Below are 16,714 nucleotides of genomic sequence, written 5' to 3'. Positions count from 1 at the left end.
AATGAGTAGGATATAAAATATTTTACCCTAAAACGCATCACTAGTAACATGAAAGGAGAACAATTAGGTGAGTTTGAAGAGTTGGTTCTGCTTACCATTGCCTACCTCTATGAGCGGGCTTACAGTGTGGCTGTGATGGAAGAACTCAGTCAACGCTTGGAGCGGCCCCTCAGCTTAGGAGCCGTACATCGGACCATGCAACGGCTCGAAGAAAAAGGAATGGTTTTATCGCACTTAGGAGAAGCCACCGCCGAACGGGGCGGGCGGCGGAAACGGTTGTTTACCGTCACCGCCGCCGGCGAGCAAGCCTTGCACGACCTGCGGCGGATCCGCCACGAGCTATGGACCGGCATCCCACAAGCCGCCTGGGGAGGAAGTTTATGAAACGGGAATACCCTTCTCCTCCCGATCCTAAGGACGAACCGGGAGGTTTCCCTTCCTGGGCCGAACGTTGGTTAAAATTACTCATGGCGCCGCATTTACGAGAAGAGCTACTCGGTGATCTCCAGGAGATGTTCCTTCAACGAAGGCAACAGCACGGCTCTTTTAAAGCCCGCCTGTTTTATCTGTGGCAAATGCTGCTCCTGTTGCATCCCCGACTCTGGCGCCGGGAAGCTACAACGACTTCTCCTTCTTATCTCTCTCAATTAAACCACTATCCTAAACCTGCTTTTACCACCATGTTCCAAAACACTTTTCTAGTTGCCTGGCGAAAGCTCCGCCGGCATAAATCCTATACCCTGATTAATGTTTTAAGCCTGAGTCTGGGTATGGCCAGTGTGATCCTCATCTTCACGCTCGTTAAATACCACCTGAGTTTTGATACCTTCCACGTTCACAAAGACCGGATCTATCGGATTACGACCGAGTTTCACGAAGATAAAATTCGCTTTAATACCGGCGTACCTTCCCCCTTGGGAGAAGCTTTTCGCCAGGATTATCCGGTAGCTGAAAAAGTAGCCCGGGTGGCTTTTTTAACCAAGCGGGTTGTGGCTGTATCACCGCAAAAGAAATTTGAAGAGGATGTGGCTTTTGCGGAACCAGCTTTTTTTGATATCATCCATTTGCCGCTGGTGCCGGGAACGGCGCCGAACGTGTTCCAAGGACGGCAGACCGCCCTGATCACCGAGCGTCTGGCTAAAAAATATTTTGGCGAGCAGACCGCCGTGGGACAAACGATCCGGATCGATGATTCGCTGGTGGTTTCGGTGGCGGGCGTTCTGCAGGATCTACCCCGCAACACCGATTTTCGCAGCGAAATCTACGTGCCTTTTTCGCACTTAAACGAACACAGCCCTGGGTTAGTAGAAAAAGACTGGTGGTATAGCGTCAATAAACAAATGCAATGCTTTATCCGGTTAAAACCGGGCGTATCGGCCGCTGCCGTGAATGATCTGGTGCTATCGGCCATTTCCCGGACGTATTATGACGAAAAGATGGCCCAGTTATTCCGGTTTAAACTGCAACCCCTAGCCGATTTGCACTTCAACCCGGACTTAGGGGGTTATACTGAAAAGAAGAATTTGTGGGCCTTTGCTTTTATTGGTTTTATTCTGATTATCACTACTTGCGTCAACTTCGTTAATCTGGCGACGGCGCAGGCGCTGGGCCGGGCCAAAGAGATTGGCATCCGCAAAATCCTGGGCAGTCAACCCCGCACTTTATTCTGGCAGTTTATTGCCGAAACGACGCTGCTGACGGGGTTTGCCTTGCTCTTGGCAAGTACGTTGGCCTACTTGATATTGCCCTTCGTGAATCAGCTTTTTGAGCTGCAACTAGAATTAAACCCCGGGCAGGATATTTCCTTGCTCCTCTTTCTAGCGGTATTAATGCTCGTAGTTATCTTTTTAGCGGGTTCTTATCCGGGTTTGATTCTGGCCCGCTTTCAGCCCATTGTGGCGCTAAAAGGAAAACTTTCCCAAAAGCAAATCGGCGGTTTCTCCTTGAGAAAAGGTTTGGTAATTACCCAATTCGCCATTTCCCAACTGCTGATCATGGGCACCTTGGTCATTGCCCATCAGATGCGGTATGCCCGCCAGGCAGATCTAGGGTTTGATAAGGAAGCGATTGTGTTATTACCGGTACCGGATGTACATAAAGCGAAAAGCCATGCTTTAGGCGCGCAGTTCTCGCGGGTTACCGGCGTGGAAAAAGTAACCTTTTGTTACGAGGCTCCCACCTCCGAATACTCTCCCACGACGGGCATTCTCTTCGACTCTAGGCCCGAAGCCGAAAAATTTTCCATTGTCCAAAAATTTGGCGATCAGGAGTATGTGCCGACTTTCGGGCTGAAAATCGTGGCGGGTCGTAATCTGTTGCCAGCCGATACCATCCGGGAGTATCTGCTGAACGAATCCGCCGTTAGAGCCCTGGGATTTACAGTCAATCAATCAGTATTGGGCAAGAAAGCCGTTATCAATGGTCACCGGGGCACCGTGGTGGGAGTAGTGAAAGACTTTCATAATAAATCTTTTCACGCCGCTATTGACCCCCTTTGTATTACAACCCTATCGGAAAACTATGCCACGTACGGGATAAAAGTAAACTTAAAGAGTCTGGCCACGAGCTTGCCGCAATTACAAAAAGCGTGGGATGCGACTTATCCCACGGCCATCTTTACCTATCGTTTCTTAGACGAAGACATTGCCCGCGCTTACCAGCTGGACACCATGATCCAGTGGCTCATTCAGGCTTTTGCGGGTATTGCTATTTTTATTGGTTGTCTGGGTTTGTATGGCTTGGTGGCCTTTATGGCTACCCAGAAAACCAAAGAAATTGGCGTTCGGAAAGTATTGGGAGCTAGTTTGGGAAGCATCCTGTGGTTGTTCTACCGGGAATTTTTACGCTTGCTCTTGTTGGCTTTTGTCGTAGCGGCTCCCCTGGCCTGGTGGCTCATGCATGAGTGGTTAAGTAACTTCGTCTACCGGGTAGAGCTCGGCAGCAGAATTTTTGTTTTAGCTATTCTCATAACCGGTGGAATAGCCCTAATAACGGTGGGTTACCAATCGCTAAAAGCCGCTTTAACGAACCCCGTGCAATCGCTCCGTTCCGAATGAAGAAGCAGAAAAATGGGTCTCATCTTTTGATCTTAGAAATCAAATTTGTCCCTTGATTTTTGAGATAGATAAATAAGATAAATTTAAAGCCAGAAAAGGCCTGCTGTGAGTAGACCTTTTCCTTGCTCTTTATTCGGTCGTTTTCTGAAATCATAAGTTCTCAAGCTAATACGGACCAGACCTCTTCCTTAAGTTTTATTATGCTTGGCTGGTAGAGAATTAAAAACTTATTTCTGTCAAATCCAAAGGAAAAAGATCACTTTACGTACAGGAGCAAAGGCATTACATTCATCCGGTGAAAATTATGGCAAGAAGGCCGGCTTATTCTCTTGGGCAAAACTTTTGGCGTTATAACCTGATCAGGTTTCAACGACGATTTACCCGTCCTCAATTATTATATGTCTTCAGCATTATAGTTGGCTTAACCGCGGGCATAGCAGCCGTTATTCTGAAAACGCTGGTGCATTCCATTCGGGGTATTCTGGTAGCCAACAATTATTCCATTGCCTCGCAATACCAGATTTACCTCAACTTTCCCCTTATTGGCATTTTGTTGACAGTATTATTTATCCGGATATTTCTGAAAGGAAAATTTGATCGGGGGGTTGCCAGCGTGTTAAAAGCTATTTCCCAGCAGTCGGGCCGGTTAGAAAAACATAAAACATTTACTCACATTATTACCAGTGCGATTACCGTGGGTTTTGGCGGTTCGGCGGGATTGGAATCACCCATTGTTGTAACTGGGTCGGCTATTGGTTCCAATTACGGGCAATTGCCTTTCTTTCCTTACAAAGATCGTTTGGTTCTGTTGGCATGCGGGGCGGCAGCAGGCATTGCGGCGGCTTTTAATGCTCCTATTGCCGGTTTACTGTTCGCCCTGGAAGTGCTGCTTACCGATGTGACCATCTCTGCTTTTATTCCGCTAATCCTGGCTTCTGTAACGGGGGTCCTATGTTCTAAAATTATTTTGCAGGAAGAAATATTATTTCGGTTTCGCTTCTTACAACCTTTTGATTATCATAATTTAATTTTTTACCTGCTTCTGGGTTTATTATCTGGAGTAATTTCCTTGTATTATGCTTTTGTTACTTTAAAGGTGGAAAGCCTTTTTCACCGGTTTGGTCCGCAACGACAACTGGTAAAAGTTTTAACCGGCGGCCTGCTGCTGGGAGCCCTCATTTTTTTATTCCCGCCCCTTTTTGGCGAAGGTTACGAAAGTATTAAGGATTTGTCACAGGGTAATATGCAGGCTTTGTTTCAGCATACCTTGTACGAGCAAATGCACGACCAGGAGTTGTTCATCCTGATATTTATTGGAGCTATTGCCTTAGTAAAAGTTATAGCAACATCAGTTACCCTGGCCAGCGGGGGGAACGGCGGAAATTTTGCTCCTGCTTTGTTTGTAGGGGCTTATATCGGTTTCTTCTTATCGCGGTTAGTAAACCTGATTTCTCCGTTTCGGTTACCCGAAGATAATTTTACCGTGGTGGGAATGGCCGGCATTCTAGCAGGTGTCATGTATGCTCCTTTAACGGCTGTTTTTCTCATTGCGGAAATAACCCAAGGCTATGATTTGATCATCCCTTTAATGGTAGTTTCAGCTACCAGTTATGCTTTAGTACGTCGCTTTGAATTATTTCCAATGGATACGCGGGAACTGGTACGAAAAGGACAAATTCATACGCATAACCGTGACCAAAATATCCTGCAATCCTTAAAGCTGGATCAGCTGCTCGAAACGGATTTCCAGACTATTTCTCCTGAAGCTACTTTACGGGAAATAGTAACCGTTATTGCCACGTCTAAGCGCAATTTGTTTCCGGTAGTGCAGCCCGAAAATGGAACATTGGCCGGAATTCTGGTAACTGACGACTTGAAAGAGGTGATGTTTCAACCGGAACTGTACGACAAACTCATCGCTCGTAACTTACTAAAGGCCCCACCAGCCTTGGTAGAAAGCAACGAAGAGATGCCGGCTATCATGCGCAAATTTGATCAGACAAAGGCCTGGAATCTGCCGGTGGTGGAGAAAGGGATTTATCTGGGTTTTATTTCAAAATCAAATATTTTTACGGCCTACCGCAGTTTCCTGTTGATGCTTTCATAAAAAGAAAACAACAACTAAATAGAAAAAGAGAGTTTCTGTAGTAAACCATTTTTTAACATTAGTTAACTGATAACTAGAAACTCAGATAATAACCTGATAAGTAAGGTTATGTAAAACCACTTGCTGTAATCTCAGGAAAACGGTCCTTTTACGAGATGAAATTTCTCAACCTGAGTTGCCGACCAGATAGTTTTAACAAGTTAAAATTTATTGGTACTTTGGATAAATTGGACGAAACAAAAATAATTTTTTTCTCAGCAGTTAAAAAGGCGGCGGCCTTCTTATTTCCCACAAGCCTTAATCATCCATACCATGCGGTTTTCTTCTCTTTTTCTCCTATTGCTCCTGACCCGTTTTTTGGTCTTTGCGCAAGCCTATAAACCTCCTCACTTGGAGAAAAAAGGAAAAACCATGCAACTGGTAGTAAAGGACAAGCCCTTTTTAGTTTTGGGAGGAGAGCTGCATAACTCCACGGTATCCGGAGCCGCTTACATGCGACCCGTATGGGCCCAAATGAAGCAGAAATACCTCAATACAGTATTGGTCCCGGTATATTGGGAACTCATCGAGCCGGAGGAAGGCAAGTTTGATTTTGCCTTAGTGGACAGCTTGATCTACGGGGCCCGGAAACAGAACCTGCATTTGGGTATTCTTTGGTTTGGGGCTTTTAAGACTACCTATTCCACTTACGTTCCTTCCTGGATAAAGACCAATTCAGCTAAATACCCCAGGGCCCAGAATAGCAAGGGCGAACGCTTACCCCTGTTGTCCGTTTTCTCTGAAGCTAATTTAAAAGCCGATGCCAAGGCTTTCAAAACTCTCCTGCAGCATATCCGGCAAGTGGATGAGCAACACCAGACCGTGATTATGGCCCAAGTGGAAAATGAAGTAGGCATCTTTAATAACCCGCGGGATTATAGTGAAGTGGCAACTAAAGCTTACCAACAAGGTGTTCCGGCTGATTTAATGCGCTATTTGGCGGCCAATAAAGGTAAACTGCAGCCGGAGATGGAGACTGCCTGGAAGGCGAACGGTTACCAAGCTTCGGGCAGTTGGGAGAAAGTATTTGGGAAAAGTGTGGTGGAGGAGAAAAACCCCCAAGTCTTTTCTTATTTACCCGAAGAATTGTTCTCCGTCTACCAGTATACCAAGTTTGTGGGGCAACTGGCCGCGGCCGGTAAAGAAGCTTATCCGATTCCCCTGTTTGTCAATGCCTGGCCCAAAGCCGTAGGATTTACGGGAATACCGGGCAAGTACCCCAGCGGGGGGCCGGTGCCGCACACGCTGGATATCTGGCGGGCGAATGCGCCGGCCATTGATTTCATTACTCCAAATGTGTACGCTTCTAAACAAGGTATTTATAATTTAGTGGAGCAATACCACCGCCCGGGAAACCCGGTATTTATTCCCGAAATCCGGCAAGGACTCGAACCAGCTAATCTGGCTTTGTGGATCTATGGCGGGCACGATGCGATGGGGGTGGCTCCCTTCGGCATCGACGACAGCTCAGCGGAAGCGGACCCTTTTACTAAAAGCTTTGCCGTTTTAGAGCAGGTTCAGGAGTTGATTTTACATCATCAGGGTAAAGGAACGATGGCTGGCATTTTTGTTGACACAGCTGCTAAGTCGCAAACGTTTACTTTAAAGGATTATTCCGTCAAAGCAGATTTAGTGGTCCCCCGAAGCTTTCCGGGCGCTGCTCCCACGCCCAAAGGCGCTTCTCTGGCCGGCGGAATGATTTTCGCTATTGGTCCGGATGAATTTATTGCTGTAGGGAAAGATTATGAACTAACGTTTACGCCCTTGAAGGCCGATTCTCAGAAAACCCAAGTGGATGTAGATTACCTGGAGGAGGGTACGTTTGTGGCAGGCAAGTGGAGAACCATTCGGCGCCTGAACGGGGATGAAGGTACCGGGGGTGGAAGTATTGGTAGCTTAGCCATTAAAAACACCCGGGTCGGGATGGTGCGTTTCCAGAAAAATGCTACCGATGATTATAGTATCGTCCGGGTAAAGTTTTACCGGTACTAAATGGAAGTATATTCGTTAACTCTTACCTCATAATTGGCCAGCCAGATCTGATAAGTCGAATAATGTAAAACAAGGCAAGAAATGTCTCAGGAAAACGGTCGTTTCCTGAGATGATTTTGGTCAACGTATTACGGGAAGGCACCTATTTATTCTCCATCAACTAATTTTTTAGTTCAAATTATTTGGATATTTTAAACTAATGTTTTAGTTTTAACTAAATAATTAGTTTGAAACATTTAGTTAAATACATTTGGCCATGAAAGAACTAACCAAAGCCGAAGAAGAAATCATGCAGGTCTTATGGGAATTGGACTCCGTATTCGTCAAGGACATCATCACCCAATTACCTGAACCTAAACCTGCCTACAATACCGTTTCTACTATCGTGCGAATCTTGCAACAAAAAGGATTTGTCGGACACGAAATACACGGTAAGTCGCATAAATATTATCCTTTGATTTCTAAAGAAGCCTATACCAAATCATTTATGAAAGGATTTGTAAAAAGGTACTTTAGCGGATCCTATCAGCAGATGGTTTCCTTTTTTACCAAAGAGGATAAGCTCAGCCTGAACGAACTGGAGCAACTCCTGAACGAACTGAAGGCCAAGAAACCATGAGCAATTATCTAGTAGAACTTTCGGTGATCCATATTGCCTTGCTATTAGGATATGGATTCTTTTTGAGAAAGGAGCGGCAGTATGCAAAAATGAGATTCTACCTAATAGGCGCTACTCTTCTGGCTCTTACCATTCCGTTGCTCAAATTACCCAATCTATTTTATGTCAACCAGGAACCAATAGCGGCCCTACCTATGGAAGCCATTTCCCTAAATGCGACGACCATTACTCCTATAGCTGATAGGTCCGTCTGGGACTATGATCTACTCATCTGGACCTATGGAGCCATTAGTGCCCTCTTTCTGCTGAAATTCTTCAACAATATGCTCTATCTCGTCTATCTAGGGCGCAAGAGTAGCCGGGAGAAATTTAATGACATGTCCATCCGCAAAGTCGCCAATATGAAAGGAAGTTTCACCTTTTTCCATTGGATTTTCCTGAGTGATGAAATAGATAATAAAGGGCCGGATTATGCAATAATTTTAAAGCATGAAAAAGGGCATGCTTCCCTGGGACACACCTACGATATACTATTCTTCGAGTTGTTTAAAGTGTGTTTTTGGTGGCTCCCCACTACCTGGTTTATTATCCAAGAAATAAAAAAAATACACGAATTTCAAGCGGATGCTTACGCCCTCCGGTCCTATACCATGGACCAATATTCCTCTATCCTGATCAGTTCTACTTTGAAGTCCCATGGACTGAACCTGGTTAGCTCCTTTCACGATGGTTTAATTCTAAAACGACTCTTAGCCATGAAACAACAAACTAAAAAGGTAAGTCCCTGGAAACTGGGGTTATTATCAGCCCTGTGTTCTTTACTCTTCGTAGTATTCGCGTGTAGCGAAGAACAAGAGCCAAAATCAAAAGAGTTGGGGAGCCAAAGTAACCAAAGCGAAAGAGCTGTTCTTACCGTCGTAGAAGAACAACCTGAATTTGCAGGAGGAATGAACGCTTACTATGGGTATGTAGCAAAGGAAATAAAGTATCCCTTATCAGCCCGCCAAATGGGTGTAGAGGGGCGTGTAGATGTCCAGTTTGTTATTGAAAAAGATGGTTCCTTGTCAGACATAAAGGTCATCAAAGGGATTGGTGCCGGCTGTGACGATGAAGCGGTAAGAGTGGTGCAAAATGCTCCTTCGTTCCAGCCGGGTACGCAAGGCGGTAAACCGGTAAGAGTACGCCTGGTCCTGCCTATCATCTTCCAGCTAAACGAAGGTAAGAGGAATGAGGACAACAGCACCCCAGGAAAAATCATGGTGGAGGAAGTCGAATCAAGCCAAGGAAGGCTAAGGGTAGACGCCAACTATGCCCAGGATGCCTGGTCCGGTACTGTTTACGATCCGGAGGGCGAGAAACTGCCCGGGGTTAACATCGTGGTAGTTGGAACCACAACCGGAACCGTATCCGATATAAATGGCCATTTCAAAGTAAAAGCCCATGAAGCCAATGATCTCTCTTTAAGTTTCATCGGGTATGAAAGCCTCCGATTAGAAGGAAAATAATCAGCAACTACATAAACCAGCTTAACCCTCTAGGGAGTGGTGGACATCCGCCATTTCCATGGTGGTAGGCGTAAAAAGTTTTAAGAACATGGCAAATCTTAATTCCATTTATTTCTTCTTTTTCTTCTATATTCTCCTACCTTCTTACGCGGAATTACAAGCCCAGGAGGTGGCCCCCCCATTGAGCCGAAAGGAAAGATCCTTTACCATTCATTCCATTAGTGGTAAACTGCAAGAGAACTATATTTTTCCGAAGGTGGCGGATAAGATGGTTCAAAGCCTTAAAACAAATCTAAAGAAAGGTAAATACAACTCCTTGGTCAATCCACCCGAATTTGCCCGGCAACTTACAAATGATCTCCGGGAAACAAGCAAAGATAAGCACCTAATGGTGGTCTATAATCCGGCGGTTATAGCTCGGGAAAAGGCTTTAATCGATAAGGACAGAGCAAATGAAGAAGCGGAATGGGCCAAAGAGTTAGTGAATCATTTAAAACGGGACAATTATGGCTTTAGAGAAGTAAAAATTCTGGACGGAAATATTGGCTATTTGGATTTAAGGGAGTTTACCGATCCAAAATATAGTAGTGAAACGTTAGCGAACGCCATGCATTTTCTGGAAAACACGAATGCCTTCATCATTGATTTGCGTCAAAACGATGGTGGTTCCCCAGAAATGGTTCAGCTGCTGGCAAGTTACTTCTTCTCCTCGGAACCTGTGGTCCATTTAGCTAATAACTACAATCGTCCCAAAAATGAACTAACAAAATCATGGACTCTGCCCAACGTGACGGGTACGCGAAGACCTCTGACGGATTTATACATCCTGACAAGTAGTAAAACATTCTCCGCGGCGGAGGCATTCAGCTACCAACTAAAGCATTTGAACCGGGCCACCATCGTGGGGGAAAGAACCGCTGGTGGGGCACATCTTACCGGATCCGTAATTGCCACCGACAAGTTTTACGTCAGGATACCACAAGGCCGAACAACCAGTCCCGTCACCAACGCGAATTGGGAGGGAATTGGGGTGACACCTGATATAGAAGTGAGTGCTGAGGAAGCATTGCACACGGCGCACACCAAAGCACTTGCTGGAATAAAAGACCGCTAGTTGACGTTACAAACTATGAATTGTATTTAACTCAGAAAACACTTCTATTTAACATATAAGTCGTTATCAGAGAAATACTTTTTCCTGCGTTCTAAGCATGATTTTTTCAGATTCCTTTTCTGGTACTTTAATAAGATATTTAAAAATCACCCTTTATCATTTTTGTTTGTTGCATATTAATTAATATATATATAGTATATTTATTACATTATAACGCCTATCCAGCTTCCCTTAGTTGGATAGGCGTTATATTAACGGACACCTACTAGCTAGCCACCAAAAACTATTGCCTTTTACCATCCTATATGCAACGCCTCTACTTATTCTGCTTAATTTTCTTCACGTTTTTTTCTTCTTGTTCTAAACCGGCTGACGAAATAGTGGAGCCTCAGGGTTATATTCAAGGCTACTTCAATTCCGAATTTGTGGTATTTGATCACCTAGGTTATGCCGGCAAAGAGACGGGTAATACGTATTTCTTCGATGAGTTGGGATCAATGGATGCGCAAGGATTAAATCAGGTTAACCTCATTCGACGAGGAATCATTCCTTCCCTGGGCTCACGGGAATGCCACATTTACATCAATGGCACCCCATTAGATCAAATGGTTACTCCGATGAGGTATGACAAGAAAGCCTATCCCCAACAAAGTAGTTTAGTGCTTCTGGATCGTACCCACCAGCTGGATACTTTGTTTAGTGCCACGGATCGTTACAACTATTTGGGTGTAACCTGTGCGGATCCTCTCCAAGTCATAGTTACCAATCGGACCAATGACGTACTGAAAGGAACCTTTGAAGGGCAGATCCGCACCCCCACGGGATTAATAATGGAAATCAAACAAGGCGAGTTCTGCTTAAGAATTGATAGAAAGAAGATGTGAAGAAACGTTTCCTAATACTACCTATATGGCAGCTTTACCACAACATAGCTTCGGCCCATTAACGCTTCCCTCCTGCTCGACTGCCTTGGTCATATAAGTACAGTTATATAAAGTAATTCTAAGCTCATCCCTCTCTCCGGGAAAAAAAGGTTGCTTTAAACATAGTTCTGCTCCTCCTTAAATTAGCAATTAGAAAGCAGGTATTCCTGCGAGAAAGTAACTATTTTTAAAGTACCTTCCAGCAGCGGATAGTAGGGAACCTTTTATGACGAGCAACATCATTTCGGAAGTCAGTACCAACGGGGAAGGCAGTAAAGTCTTGTACTCCTCCGTTCAGCAATTCGAACATACCGGCTGTGCCACGGCCGTCATCCTCAATTATGTGCTTACCGGAACGGAACATTATTCGCTCGAGAACAAGACCCTTCCCGTGCGGGCTAAGCAGTATTTGATCATTAATCAGGCCCAATCTTTTCACGTCTCCATTCCATACAGCCAGGTTCCGGTAACGGCTTTTGGCGTCTATTTAACGGAAGCTTTCCTGGCCGATGTGGCCCGCAATTACCAACTCCCGGAAATAGATCTTCTGGACAATCCTTTTGCATCAGCGACAAGTAAATGGGAGTTTTTTGAAGGTGTTTATACTCAGGACTCTTTACAGTCAATTCTGCAAAAATTGGAGAAATACTTAAATCTCGCTAAAAGCGAGTTGCAACTTCCCCGGCAGGAACTTTACCTCCAACTCGCCCAAGAACTTTTACTGGCTCATCGCTACCTGACCCAAAAGGCTTTTAACCTGCCGGCCAAAAGGCCCGCCGTTAAAAGAGAACTCTTTAAGCGGGTACAAGCCGCTAAGCTTTTGTTAGATGAGACGCCCGAAAACTTGAAGATCTCGCAGCTAGCAGCCATTGTAGCTTTATCCGAGTTTCACTTCTTCCGGACCTTCAAACAAGCATTTGGACAGAGTCCCCATTTGTACCAAACCCAAAAAAGGTTAGAGAAAGCCGCTGGGTTCTTGCAACAGGAAGCCTGGTCAGTGAGCGAGATTGCATTGGCCGTGGGATTTGAGGATATCTATAGCTTTAGTAAGGCCTTTAAGAAATACTATCATCTATCCCCCTTGCAGTACCGGCAGCAATTTAGCAGGATTGGATAAATACTTTCCAGTAGCGAAGAGGCACTTTTGGAAACTCAACCATCAGAAAGATGCCCCCTTATAAAGCCCTTACTCGTCCCATTGCTTTATTCCTTTTCCCGGATGAACCCAAACTTAAAACAGCTAATCTAAAGAGGTTATGCTGAACTTTTCTCATCCGTTGTGGAAGGTATTGTTACCGCTGGTAACCATCGTGCTGGTTTCCTTTATTGCCCGGAGAAAGCTACATTATTCCTGGCAAAAGGACCTTTTATTAGTGCTTCCCCCTCCTAAGATTCTCCTGTTCTGGATTTTGGTTTTTGGGACTTATATGCTCAGCACAGACTACTTCTGGCACTGGCGGGGAGACTGGAATTTTCAAACCTGGCAACAGCAATCCTTATTTACTTCTATCACCCGGGTCTTCGCCGTAGTTATAGCGGGCCCGCTGGCCGAGGAAATGCTATTTAGGGGGTTGTTATTGATCCGGCTTAACCGCACGGGCCTTAATCGTGGGATAAGCTTAGTACTAATTACCAGTGTTTGGGCCGGGATTCACATGGAATATTCTTGGGAGATAATCATATTAATTTTTGGCAATGGTTTGCTACTAGGTCTATCCCTTTACTCTTCCCGTTCTTTACTAGTTCCGATGATCCTGCACATGATCTGGAACGGGTACGCGGTTTGGTAAGTTTATTTTAGGGCGAATTCAGCCAACTTATATGGGAAATAAAACCTTTACTGCTGTCTATTTATGTTTTCTTATAACCAGCATTATGTAAAATAGAGTAAAAGGAGTAGGTTTAAATAAATAAGATATTGATTTAAACCTACTCCTTTTACTAAATGTATGTAATGGCAAGATAAATTCATGACGAGATGATCAGTTTTGCTGTTCACGTACAGAAAACCGGGATAAGAAACGGATGGATTTTACCTTATAGCAAACCCTCATCGGCAAAGCTCAGGAAGGTACCTTGCGGCGATACAATAACATGGTCCAGCACTTTTATCCCGAATAATTCCCCCGCTTTCTTTAGTTGGTGGGTCAGCTTTTTGTCCGCCTCCGAAGCAGTGAGCGAACCCGAAGGGTGATTATGCGAAATAATAATGCCGGTACTCAGGCCTTTGAGGGCCACCGCTAGAATCAACCGGATGTCCACCACGGTTGCGGTCATTCCGCCGCTAAATCCTCTGTATACGCCCAGTACTTTGTTGGCATTGTTCAGATAGAGGATAATAATCTCCTCCCGGATGCCTAGATAATCCGGATCGTAGTAATTTTTTAGTACCTGGTAAGCTTCTTCCGAAGTTGTAATCACTGGCGCTTCTCTTGTTATCCTAGAACGGTATTGCAGGCGGATTTCCCGCACGGTATTTATTTTTTTGTTCATGCTTTCCTACTAATGAAAAAGCCCATCCTATGGGACAAGGATGGGCGGTGAATAAATCTTTAAAATGTAAATCAGAAAGGTTTAACTTTTATCCGTTTAAAAACCAGCTGGTGCTCCCGCCACTTAAGGCTTGTTGCACCTTGTTGGTAAAATCGAAGGCGTTCACGGACCGATCCAGAAATTGGTCAATGTAGGTAGACTTATTTACCCCTGTGAACAAGTTATAAAACCGCCACAAGTTGATGTTGCCATCTTCCTGGCGGCAGAAGCTCGCATCCTTATAGTAGTCCTTACACACGGCTCCGAGTTGGGTATCGCCGTACGACAAAGCGGGTATCTGTTTCTTTTCTTCGGCGGGTAAATACGGATACATGCGGCACCGGCCTAGTAGTTGGGCAAACTGCTGTTCCGTCAAGGAGTAATCGGTTAGAGTTTGCAGCTGTTTTAAGTGCTGGTGTTGGTCATAGCTATCTAGTACCCGGTAAATACCAGTTCGCAACTGTTCCAGGCTCGTCACCTTTAAATTACTGAAGTATCCATCGGTTCTAACACAAAGATTGGTGCAAACCGTATTCTGAAAACCTATGAAGATTTTGAAGTGCTCCATGGCTCCTTTCTTGTTGTAAAGGTTATCCAGGTTATAGGCTTTTACTCCTCCCACTAGCAAGGTTAAGGTATTCCCGTCAATGACATCCAGGATGGTGGGTATTTCCACACAGAACATCATGCGTTCGTAGTAGAGAGTGCGTTCCCAATCCTGCAACTGGCTGGCTGGTTTATCTTTGGCTTCCGGAATACGGCCTTTAATCGGGTGCGACACTCTAATTTGGGGCTCGAGAATCGGCTCGCCCTGGAATGTATCAGAGACGGCTTCTACGATGGTTTGAATGAAATCAGATTGGCTAATGAGCGGTTCATTGTCTTTGACAAAGACGGGTATCAGATGATTGTGCTGGATTTCGGCTAAGCTTACCGCCAGGGTGTTGGCTTCGATAAACGCCCGGGAACTGGAAGATTGTTCCAATACTACGGTGGGGTTCATACGTCTACTGGGATAGGAGTTAATGGGAATGATGCTGTTTTCCATTTCGGTTTAAATTAGATGTGGTTAAATGATTTTGCGTTAGGGTACTTTTGAGAATAGATAATTTTTGCTGTTGGTATTCGGCTTTCAGGTACACCTGCTGCTCGGGGTAGCGGTGATACAGTGCCGAGAGTTCTTTTAAGGAGGTACATAGGGCAATTTGCTCCCGAATCGTGGGTTCGGTTTCACTCGGGCTACCCAGCTCACACCAGTTCCGAATTTGTTGACCGGTATCTGCTGTTAATAGGTGAGGTGGTTTGCCCTGGAATAAGCTCGTCCGGTCTTTGGAAGCACTTGCCTGGTTTTTGGTATCCAGGTCAAAGACCAAAGTAAACTCGTAATCCAGATCATCGCGTTGAATGGCTTTCAGGCCTACTTTCTCCGGCACCAGCTTGCCGTTCTTCTCGCTGAGCACATAGTCCTGCTTGGTGCGAGCCGTGGCAATAATGTGAGCGGGAGAATGCAGCAAGGCTTTGACAAAGTGATTGTGCCGGGGCGTAACCTTGCTCCAATTGGTAAAGCTATTGCCGCTCAAAGAGGCGTGGTAATCCAAGAGGAATTGCCATTCCAGGGAGATGGTATCCAAAATAATGACCTCCATGCCGGCGCTTTCACAAACTTGTACAGCTTCCTGGTAATGTTCCGGAGAGTAAGGTTCCGCTAAAGGGAGTACCTTATATTCGCCTAAGTGGCTGTAAAGGGAGGCCGAGTAATGTTCCGTGTCTATAACGGCAACCTTGGACCAGTCGCCACAGAGGCCATAGGCCACAAGTAAGGCACTGTAAGTTTTACCGGCACCCGCCGGTCCTTGCAGGCACAGGCGAATCTTTGCCTGGCTGCGTTGAGCAATTTGTAGTTCCATAAGAATGATAGCGATATAGTGCGCGTGTAGAAAAGGAAAAAGGATAGCAGCTTGGGGCTACTATCCGGAAAGTAAGAGTAAGGAGAGCAGGAGAAATTAGCCGGGTAGTTCTCCTAAGCGGGTCAGACCTAATACAGGACCGTGACGTTCCGGTTGGTAGGCATAGGCCACATCAACGAGCAGGCGCTTGCCCAAGGCAGGTTTCCGAAAGTAGTAGGGAGCCGTTTTAACTTTTACTACATGGCCGGGTAATCTCTGCCCCAGAGTCATGGTATCCATAACTTGCCGGGTAACCTGAGCCTGACATCTTTTCTGGACCGCTACCCGGTCACCGGTACTTAGGCATGACACCATCTCGGCTCCTTGCCGGACATCCACGAGGTAGGAGGCTTCTCCTTCGAGAGGAGTAACATTTTGAACTTTTAAAACTTGAACCATAGCTGAATGATTTATAAGTGAACACTGGTTCAGGAGGGGGGGAGGTCGGTTTTCCAAAGGTACCCGGGGGAGGGGTAAGGGGTACCTAATACGCGTGAATACACTCTGGGTAAAAATTTTTTTACAAAATTTTTTGGCACTTTACCAGAGGGTACCTCTCGGCGATAGCTATCTAATATATATATTACGGTGGAGAGGATTATGATAATAGAGAACAGTTAAAAGAAATCTGGGGAGAGGGGATACTACTTTCACGCGCGTGTACAGAATTATAGAAAGCTACTTCTAAGATGTACTACCAGAGGGAAATGCTGGCTTGAATTGTGCGTGCTATCATGCAGGTAAGAAAACGCTTAATTCCCGTCTGGGAAATTACCCTTAAGTCTGGGATGAGGATTGGTCAGCATGGTAGACAAACAACTGGTCTGACTCGGAATCAGACGCATAAAATATCGGTACTGGATGGAAATTAAAAAGTGGTA

The 16,714-nt window shown here is 45.3% G+C and carries 14 protein-coding genes; 10 read left to right on the top strand and 4 right to left on the bottom strand.

Annotated features, from left to right (window positions below):
* Positions 1 to 48: 48 nt before the first annotated feature.
* The 10 genes from HUW48_RS12470 to HUW48_RS12425 all read left to right on the top strand — a co-directional run bounded on the left by HUW48_RS12470 (position 49) and on the right by HUW48_RS12425 (position 13,145).
* Positions 49 to 384 carry a PadR family transcriptional regulator gene (locus tag HUW48_RS12470; RefSeq protein ID WP_182415981.1) on the top strand — a complete coding sequence of 112 codons (336 nt, stop codon included), beginning with the start codon at positions 49 to 51 and terminating at the stop codon, positions 382 to 384.
* A complete protein-coding gene (locus HUW48_RS12465; protein WP_220464027.1) occupies positions 381 to 3,056 on the top strand; it encodes an ABC transporter permease in 2,676 nt (891 codons plus the stop codon). The genes HUW48_RS12470 and HUW48_RS12465 overlap by 4 nt, the downstream gene beginning before the upstream one ends.
* Before the next feature lie 304 nt (positions 3,057 to 3,360).
* Positions 3,361 to 5,163, top strand: a complete 1,803-nt coding sequence (locus tag HUW48_RS12460) for a chloride channel protein (RefSeq protein ID WP_182415980.1) — start codon at positions 3,361 to 3,363, stop codon at positions 5,161 to 5,163.
* A gap of 312 nt (positions 5,164 to 5,475) precedes the next feature.
* A complete protein-coding gene (locus HUW48_RS12455) occupies positions 5,476 to 7,194 on the top strand; it encodes a GH35 family beta-galactosidase (protein ID WP_182415979.1) in 1,719 nt (572 codons plus the stop codon).
* 256 nt (positions 7,195 to 7,450) lie between these two features.
* The gene (locus HUW48_RS12450) at positions 7,451 to 7,813 is read left to right on the top strand and encodes a BlaI/MecI/CopY family transcriptional regulator (RefSeq protein ID WP_182415978.1); all 363 of its coding nucleotides are present in this window, start codon (positions 7,451 to 7,453) and stop codon (positions 7,811 to 7,813) included.
* A complete protein-coding gene (locus tag HUW48_RS12445) occupies positions 7,810 to 9,318 on the top strand; it encodes a TonB family protein (RefSeq protein ID WP_182415977.1) in 1,509 nt (502 codons plus the stop codon). Before HUW48_RS12450 ends, HUW48_RS12445 begins: the two co-directional genes overlap by 4 nt.
* An 88-nt stretch (positions 9,319 to 9,406) precedes the next feature.
* A complete protein-coding gene (locus tag HUW48_RS12440) occupies positions 9,407 to 10,432 on the top strand; it encodes a S41 family peptidase (RefSeq protein ID WP_182415976.1) in 1,026 nt (341 codons plus the stop codon).
* Between the two features lie 305 nt (positions 10,433 to 10,737).
* Positions 10,738 to 11,316 carry a hypothetical protein gene (locus HUW48_RS12435; RefSeq protein WP_182415975.1) on the top strand — a complete coding sequence of 193 codons (579 nt, stop codon included), beginning with the start codon at positions 10,738 to 10,740 and terminating at the stop codon, positions 11,314 to 11,316.
* 265 nt (positions 11,317 to 11,581) lie between these two features.
* Positions 11,582 to 12,472, top strand: coding sequence for a helix-turn-helix domain-containing protein (locus HUW48_RS12430; protein WP_182415974.1), 891 nt, complete (start codon positions 11,582 to 11,584; stop codon positions 12,470 to 12,472).
* A 139-nt stretch (positions 12,473 to 12,611) separates the two neighbouring features.
* On the top strand, positions 12,612 to 13,145 hold the full coding sequence (locus HUW48_RS12425; protein WP_182415973.1) for a CPBP family intramembrane glutamic endopeptidase: 534 nt from the start codon (positions 12,612 to 12,614) through the stop codon (positions 13,143 to 13,145).
* A 247-nt stretch (positions 13,146 to 13,392) separates the two neighbouring features.
* Here the strand turns inward: HUW48_RS12425 and HUW48_RS12420 are convergent, their stop codons facing one another.
* From HUW48_RS12420 to HUW48_RS12405, 4 genes are all read right to left on the bottom strand, one after another.
* Entirely contained in the window at positions 13,393 to 13,848 is a 456-nt protein-coding gene (locus tag HUW48_RS12420; RefSeq protein ID WP_182415972.1) for a JAB domain-containing protein, read from the bottom strand.
* 88 nt (positions 13,849 to 13,936) lie between these two features.
* Positions 13,937 to 14,935, bottom strand: a complete 999-nt coding sequence (locus tag HUW48_RS12415) for a DUF3871 family protein (RefSeq protein ID WP_182415971.1) — start codon at positions 14,933 to 14,935, stop codon at positions 13,937 to 13,939.
* Positions 14,910 to 15,794, bottom strand: a complete 885-nt coding sequence (locus HUW48_RS12410; protein WP_182415970.1) for an AAA family ATPase — start codon at positions 15,792 to 15,794, stop codon at positions 14,910 to 14,912. Before HUW48_RS12410 ends, HUW48_RS12415 begins: the two co-directional genes overlap by 26 nt.
* 96 nt (positions 15,795 to 15,890) lie before the next feature.
* Positions 15,891 to 16,232: a hypothetical protein gene (locus HUW48_RS12405; protein ID WP_182415969.1), complete on the bottom strand. Its 342-nt coding sequence runs from the start codon at positions 16,230 to 16,232 to the stop codon at positions 15,891 to 15,893.
* Between the last annotated feature and the right edge of the window lie 482 nt (positions 16,233 to 16,714).

It is taken from the genome of Adhaeribacter radiodurans (genome assembly GCF_014075995.1).
Classification (GTDB): domain Bacteria; phylum Bacteroidota; class Bacteroidia; order Cytophagales; family Hymenobacteraceae; genus Adhaeribacter; species Adhaeribacter radiodurans.
The sequence above is the reverse complement of the archived record's forward strand: the minus strand, read 5'-3'. Positions and strand labels throughout refer to the sequence as shown.

Excerpts from the sequence above, each read along its gene's own strand:
- HUW48_RS12455 (WP_182415979.1), top strand. The coding sequence starts at position 5,476 with ATGCGGTTTTCTTCTCTTTTTCTCCTATTGCTCCTGACCCGTTTTTTG.
- HUW48_RS12430 (WP_182415974.1), top strand. The coding sequence starts at position 11,582 with ATGACGAGCAACATCATTTCGGAAGTCAGTACCAACGGGGAAGGCAGT.
- HUW48_RS12420 (WP_182415972.1), bottom strand. The coding sequence starts at position 13,848 with ATGAACAAAAAAATAAATACCGTGCGGGAAATCCGCCTGCAATACCGT.
- HUW48_RS12405 (WP_182415969.1), bottom strand. The coding sequence starts at position 16,232 with ATGGTTCAAGTTTTAAAAGTTCAAAATGTTACTCCTCTCGAAGGAGAA.
- HUW48_RS12465 (WP_220464027.1), top strand. The coding sequence starts at position 381 with ATGAAACGGGAATACCCTTCTCCTCCCGATCCTAAGGACGAACCGGGA.
- HUW48_RS12410 (WP_182415970.1), bottom strand. The coding sequence starts at position 15,794 with ATGGAACTACAAATTGCTCAACGCAGCCAGGCAAAGATTCGCCTGTGC.
- HUW48_RS12460 (WP_182415980.1), top strand. The coding sequence starts at position 3,361 with ATGGCAAGAAGGCCGGCTTATTCTCTTGGGCAAAACTTTTGGCGTTAT.
- HUW48_RS12435 (WP_182415975.1), top strand. The coding sequence starts at position 10,738 with ATGCAACGCCTCTACTTATTCTGCTTAATTTTCTTCACGTTTTTTTCT.
- HUW48_RS12440 (WP_182415976.1), top strand. The coding sequence starts at position 9,407 with ATGGCAAATCTTAATTCCATTTATTTCTTCTTTTTCTTCTATATTCTC.
- HUW48_RS12445 (WP_182415977.1), top strand. The coding sequence starts at position 7,810 with ATGAGCAATTATCTAGTAGAACTTTCGGTGATCCATATTGCCTTGCTA.
- HUW48_RS12450 (WP_182415978.1), top strand. The coding sequence starts at position 7,451 with ATGAAAGAACTAACCAAAGCCGAAGAAGAAATCATGCAGGTCTTATGG.
- HUW48_RS12470 (WP_182415981.1), top strand. The coding sequence starts at position 49 with ATGAAAGGAGAACAATTAGGTGAGTTTGAAGAGTTGGTTCTGCTTACC.
- HUW48_RS12425 (WP_182415973.1), top strand. The coding sequence starts at position 12,612 with ATGCTGAACTTTTCTCATCCGTTGTGGAAGGTATTGTTACCGCTGGTA.
- HUW48_RS12415 (WP_182415971.1), bottom strand. The coding sequence starts at position 14,935 with ATGGAAAACAGCATCATTCCCATTAACTCCTATCCCAGTAGACGTATG.